This window comes from Streptomyces sp. NPDC094448, assembly GCF_044763775.1.
Classification (GTDB): domain Bacteria; phylum Actinomycetota; class Actinomycetes; order Streptomycetales; family Streptomycetaceae; genus Streptomyces.
This window is the reverse complement of the sequence record NZ_JBIWGU010000019.1, coordinates 19,955-36,932: the sequence shown is the minus strand read 5'-3', so window position 1 is coordinate 36,932 and position 16,978 is coordinate 19,955. Positions and strand designations below refer to the sequence as shown.

Below are 16,978 nucleotides of genomic sequence, written 5' to 3'. Positions count from 1 at the left end.
TTGAGCAGCACGATCTGGTCGGTCGACGACCACCTTGAGGACATTCTCGCGGCGATCCGGCCGCTCGACCCGATTGAGCTGCACCTGGCCGACGCCCAGGGCTGCGTCCTCGTCGAGGACGTCACCGTGCCCGTCGCCCTGCCCCCCTTCGACAACAGTTCCATGGACGGGTACGCGGTCCGGGTCGCCGACGTCCAGGGCGCGACGGAGGAGTTCCCCGCCGTGCTCACGGTCGTGGGCGATATCGCCGCGGGCGGCGCCGAACCGCCGGCCGTGGGCCCCGGCGAGGCGGCGCGGATCATGACGGGCGCGCCGCTGCCGCCGGGCGCCGAGGCCGTCGTCCCCGTCGAGTGGACCGACGGGGGTACGGGCGGCGGCGCGGCGACGGCCATGCTCCCGGCCGGGTCCGAGCCGGCGGCGGCGGGCGGAGAAGTCCGGATCCACCGGCCGGCCGCCGCGGGCGCGCATGTCCGCGAACGCGGCAGCGATGTGGGCGCCGGGGACCTCGCGCTCGCCCGCGGCACGGTTCTCGGACCACCGCAGATCGGGCTGCTGGCCGCGATCGGCCGCGGCGCCGTGCGGGTGCGCCCCCGCCCGCGGGTGGTCGTCCTCTCCACCGGCAGTGAGCTGGTGCAGCCCGGTGAGGCGCTCGGCGAGGGCCGGATCTACGACTCCAACAGCTTCGCGCTGGCCGCCGCCGCGCGCGACGCCGGAGCCATCGCCTACCGGGTCGGCGCGGTCACCGACGACGCCGCGATCCTGCGGGCCACCATCGAGGACCAGCTCGTCCGCGCCGATCTCGTGGTCACCACGGGCGGAGTGAGCGTGGGGGCGTACGACGTGGTGAAAGAGGCGCTCTCGGACGTCGGCGAGACGGAGGGCGACGGCGCGGGCGGCGAGGACGGCAGCCCGTCGGGGCTTGGGACGGGCAGCGGATCGGGCAGCGGGGTCGACTTCCGTACGCTCGCGATGCAGCCCGGCAAACCGCAGGGCTTCGGCACCATCGGCCCGGACCACACGCCGCTGCTCGCCCTGCCCGGCAATCCGGTGTCGTCGTACGTCTCCTTCGAGCTGTTCGTCCGGCCCGCGATCCGGACCCTGATGGGCATGCCGGACGTCCACCGGCCCCGGGTGCGGGCCCGGCTCAAGGCCGATGCGCCGCTGCGGTCGCCCGAACGGCGCAGACAGTTCCTCCGGGGGACGTACGACCCCGATGCCGGGGCGGTCACCCCGGTCGGCGGTACGGGCTCCCATCTGGTGGCCGCGCTCGCCCACGCGGACTGCCTGATCGTGGTCCCGGAGGCGGACACCTCCCTCGAACCCGGCGCGGACGTCGAGGTGGTCCTCCTGGGCTGACCAGGCGCCCCTGGCGGTACGGTGGCTGCGCACACGAGCCCGGTACGGGCCGTGACCACACCCACCGACACCCCCAGCCCGGACCGGGAGCGGCGAACAGCGAATGAGTACAGAAGCCGGCGGACTCACGCATATCGACGAGGCGGGGGCGGCCCGTATGGTCGACGTCTCGGCGAAGGACGTCACCACGCGGACCGCACGCGCCTCGGGCCGGGTGCTGGTGTCGCCCCGGGTGGTCGGGCTGCTGCGCGGCGAGGGCGTCCCCAAGGGCGACGCGCTGGCCACAGCCCGGATCGCGGGCATCATGGGCGCCAAGAAGACCCCGGAGCTGATCCCGCTCTGCCATCCGCTGGCGGTCTCCGGGGTGAGGGTCGAACTCGCGGTCGCCGACGACGCGGTCGAGATCGCCGCCACCGTGAAGACCACGGACCGAACGGGCGTGGAGATGGAGGCCCTGACCGCGGTCACGGTGGCGGCGCTGACCGTCGTCGACATGGTCAAGGCGGTCGACAAAGCGGCCGTGATCACGGACGTGCGGGTGGAGGAGAAGACGGGCGGGAAGTCCGGCGACTGGAGCCGGCGGTGAGCCGCGGCGGCGAGGTCCGCAGCCATGCGCACCCTGTGGATGGTACGTCCCCGGAGGAACCCGCCCCGCCCCGCCGCGGACGGGCCCTGGTGATCACCGCGTCCAACCGGGCGTCGGCGGGGATCTACGCGGACCGCGGCGGCCCGCTGCTGGCGGCGGGACTGGCGGCGCTCGGCTTCACGGTCGACGGCCCGCTGGTCGTCCCGGACGGCGACCCGGTGGGCCGGGCGCTGCGCGACGGGATCGCCGCGGGGTACGACGTGATCCTCACGACCGGCGGCACCGGCCTGTCGCCCACCGACCGCACCCCCGAGCAGACCCGCGCGGTCCTCGACTACGAGATCCCCGGTATCCCGGAGGCGATCCGCGCCCACGGCGCCGCGAAGGTCCCGACGGCGGCCCTCTCCCGAGGCCTGGCAGGTGTCTCCGGCCGTACGCTGATGGTGAACCTTCCGGGTTCGCCCGGTGGCGTACGGGACGGTCTGGCCGTGCTGGAGAGGGTGCTGCCGCACGCGGTCGACCAGATCCGCGGCGCGGACCACACCACCCCGGGACCCGACCCGGCCCCGGACCCGTCCGGAGCCCACCGGGACGGCACCAGAGCCTCAGGGAGTCAGAGCTGAACGCCCCCTGGCCGGTGGTCCTGGCGGACGGCGATGTGGTCCTCCGCCCGATAAGGCTGCGCGACCAGCGCGTCTGGCGCGAGGTCAACCGGCGCAACCGGGACTGGCTGCGCCCCTGGGAGGCCACGATCCCGCCGTCCGCGCCCGGCGCGCCGCTCGCGCAGCGTCCGACGTACCGCCAGATGGTGCGCCATCTGCGGGCCGAGGCGAACGCGGGCCGGATGCTGCCGTTCGTCATCGAGTACCAGGGCCGGCTGGTGGGCCAGTTGACGGTCGCCGGGATCACCTGGGGGTCCATGTGCTCGGGGCACGTGGGGTACTGGGTGGACCGCGAGGTCGCGGGCCGCGGAGTGATGCCGACGGCCGTCGCGCTGGTCACGGACCACTGCTTCCGCACGGTCGGGCTGCACCGGATGGAGGTGTGCATCCGGCCCGAGAACGGACCGAGCCGACGGGTGGTGGAGAAACTCGGATTCCGCGAGGAGGGACTCCGTCCCCGCTATCTCCACATCGACGGCGCCTGGCGGGACCACCTCGTCTTCGCGCTGACCGCGGAGGAGGTCCCGGAGGGCCTGCTCAGCCGCTGGCACCGCCGAACCCGCCCCGAGACACCTCACAAATGAAATATCTGTTCGAATTCAATCTCCCTTAGGTCCTATAATGATCCGAACAATCGCAAAAAAAGTCCGTCATATCAGCGGGATCGGGCGACACACCGGCCCAATTGGCGGATGTCCTTGCGAGAATCCCTCTACGGTGTGACCGTGAGCAGCAGCGGCCTCATCTACGCAGTCATCGTCGGGGCCTGGGCCGCCTACCTGGTGCCGATGTGGCTCCGCAGGCAGGACGAGCTGAACGAGGCACGTCCGACGGAACGCTTCTCCACCGCCATCCGGCTGCTGTCCGGACGCGGGGCGATGGAGCGCCGGTATGCCAAGGAGCTGCTGGACCGCAGCCCGGAGCAGCCCGAATCCGACGTCGACCCGGACGCGGCCACGGAGCATTTGAGCACCGTGGACGTCCGGGCCTTCGCCGCGCCCCGCACCGAGGTACGGGCCCCGGCGCCGGATCCGGCGCAGCTGTCCCGGCCCGCCCCGGACCCGGCGCCCCGGCCCGTCCAGGACCAGGCCGACCGGCTGCCGGGCCGCCGCCCGCGGCCGCGCCCCAGCCGGGCCGCCGCCGAGCGCGCCCGCCGCAGCAAGGCGCTGGCCCGCCGCCGGCGCACCACGGTGCTGCTCTTCTTGACCTTCACGGCGGGCTCCGTCGTCGCCGCGGTCGGCGGCCTCGGCTTCCTGTGGGCGCCCGCGGTGCCCGCGGTGATGCTCAGCGCGTACATCGCCTACCTCCGCACCCAGGAGCGGCGGCGCTTCGTGGTGGTCATGGACCGGCGCCGGGCGGAGGCTGCGGCCCAGCGGCTGCGCGAGACCCGCCACCACCGCCATCAGCCCCCGGCGGCCGACCCCCGCCCGGAGCCCGCCGCTCCGGAGCCCCGCCCCGAGCCCGAGCCGGCCCCGGTCTCCCCCCAGGAGGCGGGCCGCCGCGCCCTCGTCGAGCAGACGGACCACGCCGAGTGGGTGGACCAGCAGCGCGACCGCGGCCCGGCGTCCGGCGGGAGCTGGGACCCGGTCCCCGTACCGCTCCCCACCTATGTCACCGCCCCGGTCGCCCCGCGCGCCACGAGCGGTATCGACATGAACGACCCGGAGACCTGGAGTTCGGCCCGCTCGTCCACGGCGGACCCGACACCATCCCCCGCGCCCCCCCAGCCCCCACCCCGCCGCCCCTCGCGCGACCACGGCCGCACCCCCCTCTTCGACCAGTACGCCGACGACGACCGCCCCCGCGCGGCCAACGAGTGACCTGCGAAGGAACGGATTTCCAAGCACTCGGATCGGGGTGCTAAGGTTTCACTCGTTGCAAGGGCCTGTGGCGCAGTCCGGTAGCGCACCTCGTTCGCATCGAGGGGGTCAGGGGTTCGAATCCCCTCAGGTCCACAGCACGACTGTTCTTGAGTTGGCTCGGGGATGGTTGACGGGTTCCCGTCCGATCTTTTGATCGGGCGGGATTTCGTCGTTTCTTGACCTGCCGCAGCGAAGGTTGAGCACTCGTCAGCGAAGGTTGACGGCCGCTGGGTTCCATTATCGAAGCTTGAGTGATCGATTGGGGCTGACTCCCTGGGGATGTGGTGGGGGCCGCAGCCGTTCGCCCTGGGGGATCGGGACGGTGGGTTTGGCCGCGGTGTGTGCGGCGGTGGTCCGCCCGTTGCCGAGGTCCACCATGGCCGGCCGGGGTGGAGGGACCCGGTGGACCTGGTTGAAGCGGGGGCAGGCCACGGCGGGCGAGGGGCCGCCGGACGGGTGCGGGAGCCTGATCGCGCCCCGCTCGTCCGCGGACTCCTTGAGGCGCAGTAGTACGGCTCGCGGGCGGTGATCCGCTCGCGGAGTTCGGTGCTGTCGTCGATATCGCGTACGGCTTTGTCGTCGAGCCCGCTGGTCGCGTGGACCAGGGCGGCCGTCATGACGGTGGTACGGATGCCTCATCGTCTCCGGGGACCGGACGGGCCGTGAAGAAGGCCGCAGTGAGCCGGTCCAGCAGCGGTGCCGCGCGGGGGTGGGGGTCGCGGCGCGGGGTGATGGCGTAGACGCCGCGGGTCGGCGGAGCGACCAGCGGCACCGTCGTCACGTCGGCCCGCAGCGCGCGGGTCAGCACACCGGGGATCAGTGCGATGGCGTGGCCGGTGGCGACCAGGGCCAGTTTGCCGGGGAGGTCGGCCGCGGCGAGGTCGATACGGACGTCGACTCCGGCACGGGCGGCGTGCCGGCGCAGCAGTGCCGCGGAGCCTTCGTTGTCCTCGGCCCAGATCTGGTCGGCGAGTGCCCGGACGGGCACGGGTCCGGGCCCGGCCAGGGGATGCCCGGCCGGGAGTACGACGACCATCTCGTCCAGCCCCAGCAGCCGGTGCTCCGTCCGGGGATCGGTGGGCAGTCCGGGCGGGGCGTCGGTGACGACGGCGATGTCCAGGTCGCCGGCGACCACACGGCTGTGCAGCTGCGCGCTCAGGCCGGGGAGCAGGCTCCACCGCACCGGACCGGTGTGCCGCAGCAGATCCCGTACGGCCTCGGGGACGATTCCCGCGGCGAGGGACGGCGTCGCCCCGATGGCCAGGGGCCGGTCGCATACCCCGTCGCGGAGGTCCCGCACCGCGCGGACCGCGCGGTCGGCCTCGTTGAGCGTGGCCAGGGCACGGCGCCGGAACACCTCACCGGCCGGGGTCGGCCGCACACCCCGGGCATGGCGCTCCAGCAGCGGTACGCCGAGCTGCCGCTCCAGCCCGGCGATCTGCCGGGAGACGGCCGACTGTGTGTGGTTCAGCTCGGCCGCCGCGGCCGACAGCGATCCGGCCCGGCATACGGTTACAAAGGTGCGCCACACCGTCAGGTCCATGGAACCAGTATGACCAGCGGGTATGCGGGTGCCGCAGGGCAGGGATGCCACATCTGCGCTTGTCGCACCGTCTGGAGTGCGCCACTGTCGGCTGCATGACCACACCGCACACCATCGCCGTCCTCGGCCTGGGGCGCATGGGCCGCGCCATCGCGACACGTCTGGCCGCCCGGGGCCGGGACGTCGTCGGCTGGACGCGCTCGGGGCGTACCGCAGACACCGTCAGGACGACCGGCGACCCGAACGAGGCCGTGGCCAACACGGACCTCGTCGTCCTGGCGCTCTTCGACGGTGCCGCCTGCCGGCAGGTCCTCGACCGCGTCCACGGCTCGCTGCGGGCGGACACGATCGTGCTCAACACCAGCACCATCGCCCCCGCCGAGGCGGCGGAGCTGGCCCGGTGGCTCGGCCCGGCGTACGTCCACGCGCCGGTGCTCGGCTCGGTCCCGGCGGCCGCCGCCGGTGGGCTGGAGATCCTCGCCGCCGCGGACCGGAGCACGCTCGGCCGCGTCCGGCCCGTTCTGGAGGCGCTGGGCACCGTCCGGCCCCTGGGCGACGCTGCCACCGCCGCCGCCCTCAAGCTGATCGCCAACAGCAGTCTCACCGGCGCCGTCCTGGCGCTGCGCGACTCCCTGCGGCAGGCCGATGCCCTCGGACTGCCCCGTGACCAGGTGCTGGACGTCCTCGAACTCGGCGGGCTCGGCGGGCTCGTGGCTCGTAAGCGCCCCTTCCTCCTCGGTGAGCCGGTCGCCGCCACGGCCCAGTTCACGATCGGCGCGCTGGCCAAGGACATGGCTCTCCTCGCGGCCGCCTCGGACCTCCCGCTGCACAGCGCGACGGGCCTGGCCCTCACCGAGGCCGGTCCGGAGGCCGATATCGCCGTCGCCGCCACGGTCCCCGCCGTCGAGGACGCCGTACTCGAACCGCTCCGCGCCTACGTCCGCGGACACGCCACCGGCGACCCCGCCCACTTCCGGGACGCGTTCCTTCCCACCGCCCGTATCGAGGGGATCAGGGACGGCGCACACGTCTCCTGGCGGGTCGACGAGTACTGCGCCCTCTTCCCGGGCCGGCCCGCCCCGGACGAGGCGGACCGCACCCGCCGTATCGACTCCGCCGACGTCTACGGCACCGTCGCGACCGCCACCATGACGCTCTCGCACAGCGCGGACACGTTCACCGACGTCTTTCTGCTGATCCGCGCCGACAGCGGCTGGCGCATTGCCAACAAGGTCTATCACCGGCATCACCAGCACCTCCGGCCGTGGGAGCCGGGAGCCACCGGAGGGCCTGCCCGGCACGACGGCCGGTGCCTGCACCGCCCGGGCGGCGGAGGCCGAACCCGGCGGGCCCGGCACGCCGGTCCTCGACCCGGTGGGCCGGGCGCACGGTGATCGGCACCGGACGGCCGCCGATCTCCCGCAGTGCCTTCCGCCCCGCCGGTGCCGGCCGGCGCCGGTGTCCTCATGGGCGGCGGGCACGGCTCCCGGCCTCATCGGCACGATCCGGCCGCACCTGTCCTCGCCGAAATCCCGTTGGGTGATCCGGCGGAAGGCATACTCCGCCGGCAGGTCACCTGCTTGGATGACCGGCATGTACGGTACTCAGGCCATAGAAGCACCTTGGGGCATATCCGTGTTCGGCGCCGCGAGCGTGGATGCCGCGCCCGATATCGCCCGGCTTCGCGTGGCGATCAAACAGACCAGGCAGAAGCCCGGCGAGGCCTTCGAGGTCACCCGGGGCAGCGTCAACCGGATCCGGGAGGTCGTACGCGGCCACGGGGTCCCGGACACCGCCGTGTCCGTGTCGCGTCTGGATCTGGAATCGTCCTGGAGTTACGGCGGCGACCGCAAGTTCCTCGGCTACGAATGCACCGCCGCCTTCGTCATCGAGCTGCGGGAACTCGACGCCCTGGAAACGGTGCTCGTCGACGTGGTCGAGGCCGGGGCGAACAACGTCCGAGATGTCGAGTTCGATGTGAGCACCAAGAAGGAGCTGCGGGCCCGGGCGCGTACGGCTGCTGTGGCCGCCGCGCGGGAGAAGGCCGCCCTGTACGCGGAGGCCGCCGGTGTCCTGCTCGGCCCTGTCGTGCACATCAAGGACGTGGACTCCGAACAGGTGCAGAACTCCCGCGGCGGACACCGCCAGTCGGGCGGGAGCGGGGCCGACGGCGACCTCGCCCCCGGCAAGGTCACGGTGACGGCGGGCGTGTTGATCGGTTTCGCCATCGCCGGTGGCTGACACCCGCACCGAGGCGCCGAGCCCACGCTGAAAGCGCGGTACGGGGGCGGGTGACCGTGGCCGGAACTCATTGCCGCACCCGGCGGAGCCCGAGGGGGACGGATGCGCTCTCCCCTCCGCTGGTGCCCGGCGCCCGCCCCCGGCCGCTGCCGTGATCCTAGGACGGCGATGTCGGAGGCCGGGATTACCATCCGCGCGTGACCTTTGATCCTCGTACACTCCTCGACACCCCGCTGCCTCCCGGCCGGCCGGCTGCCTGCGCCGGGGGCGGCGAAGGGTTCCTCTGGCTGAGTGACGGTCCCGCCGCCCCGGGGCTGTGGGCGCGGATACGCGCCGAGCACGCCCGTACCGGGCTGTGGCCTCTCCTGCTCGACTCCCGCGATCCCGACGACGGCGAACTCCGGCCCTGGGCCTCGGGCGAACTGTCCCCCGAGGACATGTCCTCGCCCGCGGCTCACGAGCCGGCGGCTCTCCTGGAGCAGTGGTGGCAGGAGCACACCGCCGACGAGGAGGGCGACGACCTGCTTACCGCGGGTGGGCGGGCCGCCGTCACCGCGCCGTTCGGGCGGCGATGGCCGGGGCTTGCGCCCGGCCGTCCGGATGGGCCCGATGCCGGCAAGGAGGCCGACGAGTACGCGGAGTTCTTCGGTTCGCTCCGCCCGCATCTGCGGCTCGGACTGGTCCCTGCCGCTTCGAGCGCCGATGTGCCCGCCGTCATCGGCTGGGAGGGGCCCTGCAACTACGACAACGACACCGCCAAGTTCTCCGCCGTGCTGCGGACCTGGGAACAGCGTTTCGGGGCACGGGTGGTCGCCGTCGGGTTCGACACCCTCCACCTCAGCATCGCCACCCCTCCGGTGCGGGAAGAGGATGCCCTCCTCGTCGCTGCCGAGCATTTCGCGTTCTGCCCGGACAACATCTGGAACCACGGTCTGGCCTCGTACGCCGAACGGCTCGTCGGCAACCACGCGTGGGACTTCTGGTGGGACTGAGGTACCGCCGATCGGGGCACCATCACCGGTAGCCCGGGGAGAGATCTCCACGGCGGGGTATCGGCCCGGGTCCACGGCCGTGATCCCGGCCGTGGGCGGCAGTGGACCGCGAACGGAGCGGTCCGGCCGGTTCAGTCGACGGCGAGGAGAGCCACCATGCGGACCGGAATCGTCATGACGGCAAAGCCCGGTGTGGAGGACCTGGCCGTCCGTGCGGAGGAACTCGGCTTCGACAGTTTCTGGGTGTACGACACGCCGATGGTGCACGGCGATCCGTTCATGAGCCTCGCGCTCTGCGCCAAGGCCACCCAACGGATCAGGCTCGGCATCGGTGTCACCTCACCGGCCCTGCGTTCCGCGCCCGCCGCGGCGGCGGCCGTCAGCAGCCTCAACGCCCTCGCCCCCGGCCGTATCGTCTGCGGGGTCGGCACCGGCAACACGGCGCGCCGGACGCTCGGTATGCGGCCCACGACCATGGCGGAGCTGGAGTCGTTCACGGCCGCCGTGCAGGAACTCACCGCCGGCCGCGAGGCGGACTACCGCGAGGGGAACCGGTCCAGCAGGGTGCGATTCCTGCATGTCGGGCCGTACGTCGACACCGAGGCCCCGGTGGAGTTCGTGGTGGCCGCGTTCGGTCTGAAGGCCGCCGCGGTCGCCGGCCGGCTCGGCGCGGGACTGATCTCCTTCGGATTGCACGACCCCGCTGCCTGGTCCGCCCTCGGCCGGGCCCGGCAGGCGGCGGGGCGGGATGCGGGAAGCGCCGAACAGACCCGTTCCTATCTCATGTCCTCCGTGCACATCCTCGCCGACGGCGAGGACCGCTACGGCGATCCCGTCAAGGACTCGATGGGGCACATCGCACTGTGCGCACTGATCCTCAGCGCGGAGAACCCCGACTTCCGCGCGGCCTTCCCGCTGGAGGAGGCCGCGGCTGTCGACCGTCTGCTCCGGCTGCGCGGCACCGGCCCCGCCGATCCCAGGTTCCATCAGGCGCTCTACCGCAACTACCTGGGGCGGCTGGCCCCTGAGGACCGCGACCTCATCGTGCCCTCCCTGGTGGACAGATTCGGCCTGGTCGGCACCAGGGACGAACTCGTCGAGCGGATCGACGCTCTGGCGAAGTCGGGCGTCGACGAGCTGGTGATCCACCCCGCGGTGGACCCGGAGACCGAAATGGCGCAGTTCGCATCCCTGGTGGCCTGACATTCGGCGAAGCTCCGATGCCGGATCGTCCGGCGGCGCCCTTCGCCGTACCTCCGAAGCTCCGATGCCGGTGGCAGCGGATACGTTGCTGCTCCGTACAGCCACAGCGCCCCGGGCACACCTGCGCAGGGCGGATGGCCAGGTCACGGGGAGTCGGACTGGCGCGGCGCTTTCCCGGGAACGACCAGGACGACCAGGGCAAACGGACGGAGTGGGACGCGTGGGCAGGGACGAACGGGTAGGGCCGCCGCTCACGGGCGGGGAGCGGGAGACCCTGCGGGCCTTCCTCGACTACCACCGGGCGACTCTCGCCAGGAAATGCGAGGGGCTTACGGACGAGGAACTGCGGCGGTGTTCCGTGCCGCCGTCGACGCTGTCGCTCCTCGGCCTGGTGCGGCATCTGGCGGAGGTGGAACGCGCCTGGTTCCGGCGGGTGTTCGAGGAGCCGGACGCGCCGATGGTGTGGTCGGACCGGATCGACTTCCAGGCCGCGTACGACGCGAGCACGTCGACCCGGGCGGAGGCGTTCGCCGCCTGGGAGGGCGAGGTCCGGAACGCGCGTCGCATCGAGCGGGAGGCCGATTCGCTCGATGCGACCGGATACCAGCCGCGGTGGGGCCGGGAGGTGTCGCTGCGGATGGTCCTCGTACACGTACTGCTGGAGTACGGCCGGCACAACGGGCACGCGGATCTGCTTCGGGAGGGGATCGACGGGACCGTCGGCGCCTGATCCGGGACGGACGGTGCACCGCGCGGGCGCGCACCGGCCGGCCCGCGCGCGGATCGTGCCCCCTCGGGAGGCGGGCCTCCGTCCGAGGGGGCACGGGCCGGGGGTCAGATGCCGAGTGTGGTGAAGGGGACGCAGCGGAACGGCCCGGAGTTCTCCGGGTCCAGCCGGTTCAGGACGAGCTGGGTGACGTTCGGGTCGACGGCCAGGCCGAGATGCCCGGCCGAGTCCCGGCGGCATTTGTCCTGGAGCACGATGTTGGTGACGTTGTCACCCGTGAGCAGGCCGCTGGTGTAGGGCGTGACGACGGTGTCGTAGCGGGTGACGATGCTGGTGTACGTCGGCCCGGGTACGGCCACGGGGCCGTCGTTCAGCTCGGCGAGGAACGCCGAACCGGGCAGGTAGTCCGTACAGGCTCCGCAGCCGACGCCGGTCAGCAGACCCTGGAGATTCAGGGCGGCGGCCAGGGTCGCCAGCCCGTTCAGGGTGGTGCCGCGGAAGTTGGACCCGAAACCGATGAAGTCGTCGACCTTCGTGGCCCCGCCCAGGTACTTCATGTAGTACGCCGGGACGGTGCTGCCCTCGGAGTGGCCGACGATGTCGACCTTCGCCGCTCCGGTCGCGGTGCGTACGCGATCGACGAACGCGCCCACCTCGGCGGCGCTCTCCGCCATCGGGGCGAGCCCGCCGGAGAGCCCGCCCAGCACGGTTTTGCCGTAGGTCTGCGAGTAGACGCAGTAGCCGGCGGAGCGGAGCGCGGGGGCCAGGGTCGCAAAGTTGACCAGGTCGTTGGCGCCGAGCCCATGGACGAGGACCACCGGTTCGGGGTGGGCGGCGGAGGGGCGGCAGGACCAGTTGTTCCATCCGGACCGCGGCGGATCGGCGGCCGCCGCGGTCGGGGCGAGAGTCGTGGACGCGAGGACGGACAGCAGCAGCGCCGTCAGGAACGTACGGAGCTTGGCCATGGGGGCAACTCCCGGTTCGAGGAAGGTTACCCGGAAGTAGAGCACGGGTGCTTGTTAGGAACAAGGCACCGTTTCCAAAAAGGCTCGGGCCAGTGGGAGCCGGGGCGTCGGGGTGCGCCGCGGGCCGTTATGGGCCTTCGCGGACAGCGCGATGTCCCGGAGGAGAGTGCTGCGGAGGAGAAGGCTCCAGGAGAGGGCTTCGGGAGAGGGCTTCGGGAGACGGCTTCAGGCGGAGGCGAGTCCGGAGCTGACCGCCGTGTAGAAGCGGTCGAGGCCCTCCTGGAGGGATCCGCGGTCGGCGGGGCGTTCGGTGTCCGCGTCCAGCAGCCAGTCGGCGATGATGTCGAAGAGGCCGCCGATCAGGCCCATGGCGACCACACGTATCTGCGGACCTGTCGCCACGCCGAGCCGCCGCCAGGCCTCCTCGACGAACGAGGCGGCCATCCGCCGGTTCTGCCGGCGGTGCGCCTCGGCCCGCGGTGTCACCGCCCGGCCCTCGCCGAACGTCACCCGGGCCACCCGCACATCGTCGACGAAGGCAGCCGCGAAGAGCCGGATGAGCGACCGGGCGGCCTCCCGCTCGTCCCGGCCCTCGTCCAGGGCTTCCAGCGCCGACACCAGACGGCCCGTCACATCCGCGACGATCCGGTCGAGCAGCGCCAGATAGAGGGACTCCTTGCCGGTGAAGACCTCGTAGAAGCTCTTGGTCCCGACATAGGCGTGCTTGCAGATCTGTTCGATCGACGTGTCCTGGTAGCCCTGGGCGGAGAACAGGTCCAGGGCCGAATCCAGCAGATCCTCACGGCGTCTGGTCCGCCGTTCACCGGCGTCCAGACCGCGGATCCGCCGGCCCTTCGCCCCCTCGTCTCCGACCGCTGCGCCCGCCACCGGGTCACCATACAGTCCACCGGTTTTCCGGAGCCCCCGGCTCTTGGGAGGCCGTGGTGTCAGTGGCGGCGGTTAGGGTGCGCGGCATGGAGCGGGGACCGGGTGGTGCGGCGTGGGAGACCCTGGCCGGGGCTCTCGCGCGGATGGCCTGCGGGGATCTGGACGCCTGCGCGCGGCTGCTCGGCCATCCCGATCCCCGGGTGCGGGAGAACGCGCTCGTGGAGTTCCAGCGGCGGGGCGCTGCGGCCGTCGCGTACGGCGAACGGCTTTCGGTACTGCTGGGGGACGCCGATCCCGGTGTACGGCGCCGGGCGGTGCTGGCGTTCCAGGGGATCGGGTGCGGTGCCGTGCCCGTGCTGCGCCGGGTGCGGCGGGCGACCGCAGCAGGGCCTTGGGTACGGGCCGGGGCGCTGGAGGCGCTGGCCGAGATCGGCGGTCCCGGGGCGCTGGATCCGGCCGATCTGGCGGCGGTGCGGCGGCTGCGGCGGATCAAACTGCGGACGGAGGTGCCGGAGCCGTTCGCTCTCTGCGGTTTCTGGTACGCGCTGCCGACTCTCGACCAGTCCGCCGTGCTCGACGCCTTCGGGCTGGGGGACGCGGAGCCGGTCACCCTGCGGACCGGGATGGCCGCCTGGCGCCGGGACCGGCACAGCCCGGCGCGGGACGGCGGGTGCCCCTCTTCGGCCCGGGTCTTCGTGAGTCCCGGACTCGACGGCTGGACCCTGGTCTTCGGCCACTCCTCGGACGACCGGCGGAGTATCCGGTGGGACGCCGGCTGCGGGGCGGGCTGCGGGCCCGTGCGGGAGATCGTCCGGGCCCGCTGCACCGCCCTGGGCGAGCGGTTCGGGGCCGCCCAGTGGTACGGGGAGAGCTGCGGCGGCGCCTGGACCGCGTGGTGCATAGCGCAGGGCGCGGAAGTGGTCCGCTACTACGACGTGTTCGACGCCGAACGGGGCACCGACCAGGGGCCCGCGCACGGTGCCGAGTACGGATACCGGCCCGCGCACGAACCGCCCGGCCGCGGGCCGTCGGGCGGGGAGGCGTGCCGGGCCGCGGTCGTCGCCGCCCGGCTCTCGGTCGACCCGTCCGCTCTGGGCGCCCGCACCGCGGTCACCGGCTCCGGCGCCCTCGCCCTCACTCCGTACGGCCGCCGGTACGGGCATCCGCCGGGCGCCCTGCCGGTGTAGCGGCCGCGGCGTCGTTCCGGCGGACCGTGGTCAGATAGCCGTCGATGGCATCCCGGTTACGGCTCAGCACGGCGATCCGTTCCGTCATCCTGTCGCGCTCCCGTTCCAGTGCGGTCAGCATCTCCGGTGTCGGGTCCGGGAAGTAGATGGTCCGCGGGGTGCCCAGACAGGGCAGGATCCGGCGGATGATGCGGGTCGGCAGGCCGGCGTCCAGGAGACCGCGGACCTGGAGCACCCGGTCGACCGTGCCGTCCTCGTAGTCGCGGTAGCCGTTCGGGGAACGGGCCGCGGAGATCAGGCCCTGCTCCTCGTAGTAGCGCAGCAGCCTGGGGGAGGTGTCCGTATGCCGTGACAGCTCTCCGATCCGCATGTGATCCACCTCATTCCGGGGCGGGTTGACCTTCACATCGATGTGAGGGTCGGAGTCTGGGTGCCGGAAGCCGCGACGGCCCGGGAACGGGTCCCGATCTGCACGAGGTGTGCTGTGACGACCGATCAGAAGCTCTACAACTACAGCCCGATCACCGAGCGGGAGCCGCTCCGCTGGCCGGGCGGCGCCCGGGTTGCCTTCTATGTGGGTGTGAACATCGAGCATTATCGGCTCGACGCGCCCTCGACCAGTACGTTCCCTGGCACGGCCGGGCTGGTGCCGGACCCCCTGAACTACGGATGGCGGGACTACGGGCCCCGGGTGGGCGTCTGGCGGGTGATCGAAAGCCTCGACCGCCACGGTATCCGGGCCAGTGCCCTGCTGAACTCCGCCGCCGGGGAGCGGTATCCGCAGATCGTCGAGGCCGGGCGGGAGCGGGACTGGGCGTGGCTCGCCCACGGCCGGGACAACTCCACCTTCCACGCCGGTATGACGGTCGAGGAGGAGCGGCGCGTGCTGGCGGAGATCGTCGGTACCGTCGAGCGGACCACCGGCCGGCGGCCGCGCGGCTGGATGGGACCCGCGCTCACCGAGACCTTCCGCACCCCGGAACTCCTGGCCGAGCTGGGACTCTCGTACGTCCTCGACTGGACCAACGACGACCAGCCGTACCGGCTGAACGTGCCGGGCATGCTCAGCGTGCCGTACTCGGTCGAGCTGAACGATATCGGGCTGTTCGTCAGCAAGGGGATGACCGGCCCCGACTTCGTCCGGATCGTGAAGGACCAGCTGGACCGTCTCCACGCCGACTCCACGGCCGACAGCGGCCGGGTGATGGCGCTGGCCCTGCACCCCTTCGTCATCGGCCGGCCGTTCCGCAGCCGGTATCTGGACGAGGCCCTGGAGTACGTCGCCGGGCATCCCGGCATCTGGCTGACCACCAGCGACGAGATCGCCGAACACTATGCGCGGACCGCGGCCGCACCGGCGGCGGGCACCGCTGCGGACACTGCTGGGAACACTGCTGGGTGAACAGGGCCCGCCGGTCCGCCGGAACCGTGCTCAGGGGGCGACGGGCGGTTCCGCTTCGTGGGCACGGTGGAGCAGGGCGGTGAAATCGGGGGCCGCCGGGACGGGTGTGGTGTCGATGCGGTGGACGGGGACCGCGGGGGTCCAGGAGTTCATGACCGCCGCGCCCGCCAGGGACGGCAGATCGGCCGGGGTGACCTCCCGGTCGGTCTGAGGGACACCGAGGCGGTCGAGTTGCCTCCGTACGGTGCCCAGCATCGTGCCGCGCAGTACGTCGGCGACCGGCCAGACGACGGACGCACCGTCCCAGAACACCAGGTTCCAGATGGAGGCCTCGCTGAACCTGCCCCTGCCGTCGAGGAACGCGGCGTCGTCGAAGCCGAGCCGGGCGACCCGGCGCGGATAGTACGTCTTGGCGATCTCACCGACGTGCTTGATACCGGGCAGCGGGCGCTCGTACGGGACGGTCGCCAGGCTCAGCGGTCCGGCGGGGCCGTTCGCGGGCGGGCCCGTGGACACCAGGACGTCCAGCTCGGCGCCGGGGTCGGCGGGGGTGAATTCGCCCTCCCGGGAGCAGACCGTCGCCGTCAGCGACAGATCGGCGGGGCCCCCGGCCAGGGCGGTACGCAGCAGTTCGCGGATCCGGTCGTCCGGCAGCGCCCGGCCGTACAGCTCCTCGGAGGCGGATCGCAGCCGGTCCAGATGGAGGTCGAGGCCGCGGATCCGGCCGTCGCGCACCTGGATGGCGGTGAAGTGGGCGTGGCCCGCGAAGGCGAGCGGCGCCAGCTCCCCGGCCGTGGCCGGACGCCCGTTGAGGTGCGTGAGGTACGGGGAAGCAGGGGAACTATTCGGCTCGGTAGTCATGTTGGGAAGGTAGGACCTCACACCGGTGTGAGGTTCAAGCGGAGTGGTGTACGTCACGCCGGTACGCCAGGGGACGGACGGGGGCAGGTACGGCATGGGTATGAAGATCGGCGAACTGGCCCGGTTGACCGGGGTCAGCCCGCGACTTCTCCGTTACTACGAGGAGCAGGGGCTGCTGACGCCGCGGCGCGTGGGCACCCACCGCAGCTATGCCGACGACGCTCCGGAGATCGTCGGCCGAATCCGGGCCTTCCTCGACGCCGGGCTGCCCACCCGGGTCATCCGGGAGGTGCTTCCCTGTGTGGAAGGCCCCGGGCCCGCCGTGCACGGGTGCGCCGCGGGGGCGCTGGAAGAGCAGCTCCGCGGTCTCGACGACCGGATAGCGGGGCTTCAGGACAGCCGCAGCGCCCTCGCCGGGCTGCTGGCGGTCGGCGGCGCACGGCGGGAGGAGCGGTCCGGGGTGTCGGCCGCCTGATCAGGGCCGGTCCGGTGGTGCGTACGGA

Annotated in this window: 18 protein-coding genes and 1 tRNA gene; 14 read left to right on the top strand and 5 right to left on the bottom strand. The window is 72.6% G+C overall.

Annotation, left to right across the window (positions count from 1 at the left end; all coding sequences use genetic code 11):
- The 6 genes from glp (at window position 1) to ACIQ9E_RS29120 (ending at window position 4,559) form a co-directional block, all read left to right on the top strand.
- Window positions 1-1,356, top strand: a complete 1,356-nt coding sequence (glp, locus tag ACIQ9E_RS29145; protein ID WP_403712133.1) for a gephyrin-like molybdotransferase Glp — start codon at window positions 1-3, stop codon at window positions 1,354-1,356.
- Window positions 1,357-1,459: 103 nt separating this feature from the next.
- A complete protein-coding gene (moaC, locus tag ACIQ9E_RS29140) occupies window positions 1,460-1,942 on the top strand; it encodes a cyclic pyranopterin monophosphate synthase MoaC (RefSeq protein ID WP_403712091.1) in 483 nt (160 codons plus the stop codon).
- A 35-nt stretch (window positions 1,943-1,977) separates the two neighbouring features.
- A complete protein-coding gene (locus ACIQ9E_RS29135; RefSeq protein WP_403712089.1) occupies window positions 1,978-2,565 on the top strand; it encodes a molybdenum cofactor biosynthesis protein B in 588 nt (195 codons plus the stop codon).
- 14 nt (window positions 2,566-2,579) lie between these two features.
- Window positions 2,580-3,188 carry a GNAT family N-acetyltransferase gene (locus tag ACIQ9E_RS29130; protein ID WP_403712087.1) on the top strand — a complete coding sequence of 203 codons (609 nt, stop codon included), beginning with the start codon at window positions 2,580-2,582 and terminating at the stop codon, window positions 3,186-3,188.
- Window positions 3,189-3,329: 141 nt separating this feature from the next.
- Window positions 3,330-4,424, top strand: a complete 1,095-nt coding sequence (gene glpR / locus ACIQ9E_RS29125; RefSeq protein ID WP_403712085.1) for a gephyrin-like molybdotransferase receptor GlpR — start codon at window positions 3,330-3,332, stop codon at window positions 4,422-4,424.
- Window positions 4,425-4,485: 61 nt separating this feature from the next.
- Window positions 4,486-4,559, top strand: a tRNA-Ala gene (locus ACIQ9E_RS29120).
- A gap of 520 nt (window positions 4,560-5,079) precedes the next feature.
- Here the strand turns inward: ACIQ9E_RS29120 and ACIQ9E_RS29115 are convergent.
- A complete protein-coding gene (locus tag ACIQ9E_RS29115) occupies window positions 5,080-6,009 on the bottom strand; it encodes a LysR family transcriptional regulator (RefSeq protein WP_403712083.1) in 930 nt (309 codons plus the stop codon).
- Window positions 6,010-6,104: 95 nt separating this feature from the next.
- Between ACIQ9E_RS29115 and ACIQ9E_RS29110 the strand changes: the two genes are divergently transcribed.
- The 5 genes from ACIQ9E_RS29110 (at window position 6,105) to ACIQ9E_RS29090 (ending at window position 11,175) form a co-directional block, all read left to right on the top strand.
- A complete protein-coding gene (locus ACIQ9E_RS29110) occupies window positions 6,105-7,403 on the top strand; it encodes a nuclear transport factor 2 family protein (protein ID WP_403712081.1) in 1,299 nt (432 codons plus the stop codon).
- Window positions 7,404-7,602: 199 nt separating this feature from the next.
- Window positions 7,603-8,250 (top strand): SIMPL domain-containing protein, encoded by a 648-nt coding sequence (locus ACIQ9E_RS29105; RefSeq protein WP_403712079.1) that lies wholly within the window; start codon window positions 7,603-7,605, stop codon window positions 8,248-8,250.
- A 197-nt stretch (window positions 8,251-8,447) separates the two neighbouring features.
- Window positions 8,448-9,242, top strand: coding sequence for a DUF4253 domain-containing protein (locus ACIQ9E_RS29100; RefSeq protein ID WP_403712077.1), 795 nt, complete (start codon window positions 8,448-8,450; stop codon window positions 9,240-9,242).
- Between the two features lie 156 nt (window positions 9,243-9,398).
- A complete protein-coding gene (locus tag ACIQ9E_RS29095) occupies window positions 9,399-10,445 on the top strand; it encodes an LLM class flavin-dependent oxidoreductase (protein ID WP_403712075.1) in 1,047 nt (348 codons plus the stop codon).
- 220 nt (window positions 10,446-10,665) lie between these two features.
- Window positions 10,666-11,175: a DinB family protein gene (locus ACIQ9E_RS29090; protein ID WP_403712073.1), complete on the top strand. Its 510-nt coding sequence runs from the start codon at window positions 10,666-10,668 to the stop codon at window positions 11,173-11,175.
- Between the two features lie 104 nt (window positions 11,176-11,279).
- On the opposite strand, the gene ACIQ9E_RS29085 is transcribed toward ACIQ9E_RS29090, so the two are convergent.
- Window positions 11,280-12,137: a lipase family alpha/beta hydrolase gene (locus ACIQ9E_RS29085; protein ID WP_403712071.1), complete on the bottom strand. Its 858-nt coding sequence runs from the start codon at window positions 12,135-12,137 to the stop codon at window positions 11,280-11,282.
- 225 nt (window positions 12,138-12,362) lie between these two features.
- Window positions 12,363-13,025 carry a TetR/AcrR family transcriptional regulator gene (locus ACIQ9E_RS29080; RefSeq protein WP_403712069.1) on the bottom strand — a complete coding sequence of 221 codons (663 nt, stop codon included), beginning with the start codon at window positions 13,023-13,025 and terminating at the stop codon, window positions 12,363-12,365.
- A gap of 86 nt (window positions 13,026-13,111) precedes the next feature.
- Between ACIQ9E_RS29080 and ACIQ9E_RS29075 the strand changes: the two genes are divergently transcribed.
- Complete coding sequence (locus tag ACIQ9E_RS29075; protein ID WP_403712067.1) at window positions 13,112-14,212, top strand: HEAT repeat domain-containing protein; 1,101 nt, start codon at window positions 13,112-13,114, stop codon at window positions 14,210-14,212.
- Here the strand turns inward: ACIQ9E_RS29075 and ACIQ9E_RS29070 are convergent.
- On the bottom strand, window positions 14,160-14,582 hold the full coding sequence (locus ACIQ9E_RS29070; protein ID WP_403712065.1) for a MerR family transcriptional regulator: 423 nt from the start codon (window positions 14,580-14,582) through the stop codon (window positions 14,160-14,162). The genes ACIQ9E_RS29075 and ACIQ9E_RS29070 overlap by 53 nt on opposite strands.
- Window positions 14,583-14,696: 114 nt before the next feature.
- Here ACIQ9E_RS29070 and ACIQ9E_RS29065 point away from each other — a divergent pair, with 114 nt between their 5' ends.
- Window positions 14,697-15,614 (top strand): polysaccharide deacetylase family protein, encoded by a 918-nt coding sequence (locus ACIQ9E_RS29065; protein ID WP_403712063.1) that lies wholly within the window; start codon window positions 14,697-14,699, stop codon window positions 15,612-15,614.
- 30 nt (window positions 15,615-15,644) lie between these two features.
- Here the strand turns inward: ACIQ9E_RS29065 and ACIQ9E_RS29060 are convergent, their stop codons facing one another.
- Entirely contained in the window at window positions 15,645-16,475 is an 831-nt protein-coding gene (locus ACIQ9E_RS29060; protein WP_403712061.1) for an aminotransferase class IV family protein, read from the bottom strand.
- Window positions 16,476-16,575: 100 nt separating this feature from the next.
- Between ACIQ9E_RS29060 and ACIQ9E_RS29055 the strand changes: the two genes are divergently transcribed.
- A complete protein-coding gene (locus ACIQ9E_RS29055; protein WP_403712131.1) occupies window positions 16,576-16,950 on the top strand; it encodes a MerR family transcriptional regulator in 375 nt (124 codons plus the stop codon).
- Window positions 16,951-16,978: the final 28 nt, after the last annotated feature.

What these genes read in the sequence shown, in the direction of transcription:
- ACIQ9E_RS29115 (WP_403712083.1), bottom strand. Translation starts at nt 6,009, where the DNA reads ATGGACCTGACGGTGTGGCGCACCTTTGTAACCGTATGCCGGGCCGGA.
- ACIQ9E_RS29110 (WP_403712081.1), top strand. Translation starts at nt 6,105, where the DNA reads ATGACCACACCGCACACCATCGCCGTCCTCGGCCTGGGGCGCATGGGC.
- ACIQ9E_RS29095 (WP_403712075.1), top strand. Translation starts at nt 9,399, where the DNA reads ATGCGGACCGGAATCGTCATGACGGCAAAGCCCGGTGTGGAGGACCTG.
- moaC (WP_403712091.1), top strand. Translation starts at nt 1,460, where the DNA reads ATGAGTACAGAAGCCGGCGGACTCACGCATATCGACGAGGCGGGGGCG.
- ACIQ9E_RS29055 (WP_403712131.1), top strand. Translation starts at nt 16,576, where the DNA reads ATGAAGATCGGCGAACTGGCCCGGTTGACCGGGGTCAGCCCGCGACTT.
- ACIQ9E_RS29070 (WP_403712065.1), bottom strand. Translation starts at nt 14,582, where the DNA reads ATGCGGATCGGAGAGCTGTCACGGCATACGGACACCTCCCCCAGGCTG.
- ACIQ9E_RS29085 (WP_403712071.1), bottom strand. Translation starts at nt 12,137, where the DNA reads ATGGCCAAGCTCCGTACGTTCCTGACGGCGCTGCTGCTGTCCGTCCTC.
- ACIQ9E_RS29105 (WP_403712079.1), top strand. Translation starts at nt 7,603, where the DNA reads ATGTACGGTACTCAGGCCATAGAAGCACCTTGGGGCATATCCGTGTTC.
- ACIQ9E_RS29075 (WP_403712067.1), top strand. Translation starts at nt 13,112, where the DNA reads ATGGAGCGGGGACCGGGTGGTGCGGCGTGGGAGACCCTGGCCGGGGCT.
- ACIQ9E_RS29060 (WP_403712061.1), bottom strand. Translation starts at nt 16,475, where the DNA reads ATGACTACCGAGCCGAATAGTTCCCCTGCTTCCCCGTACCTCACGCAC.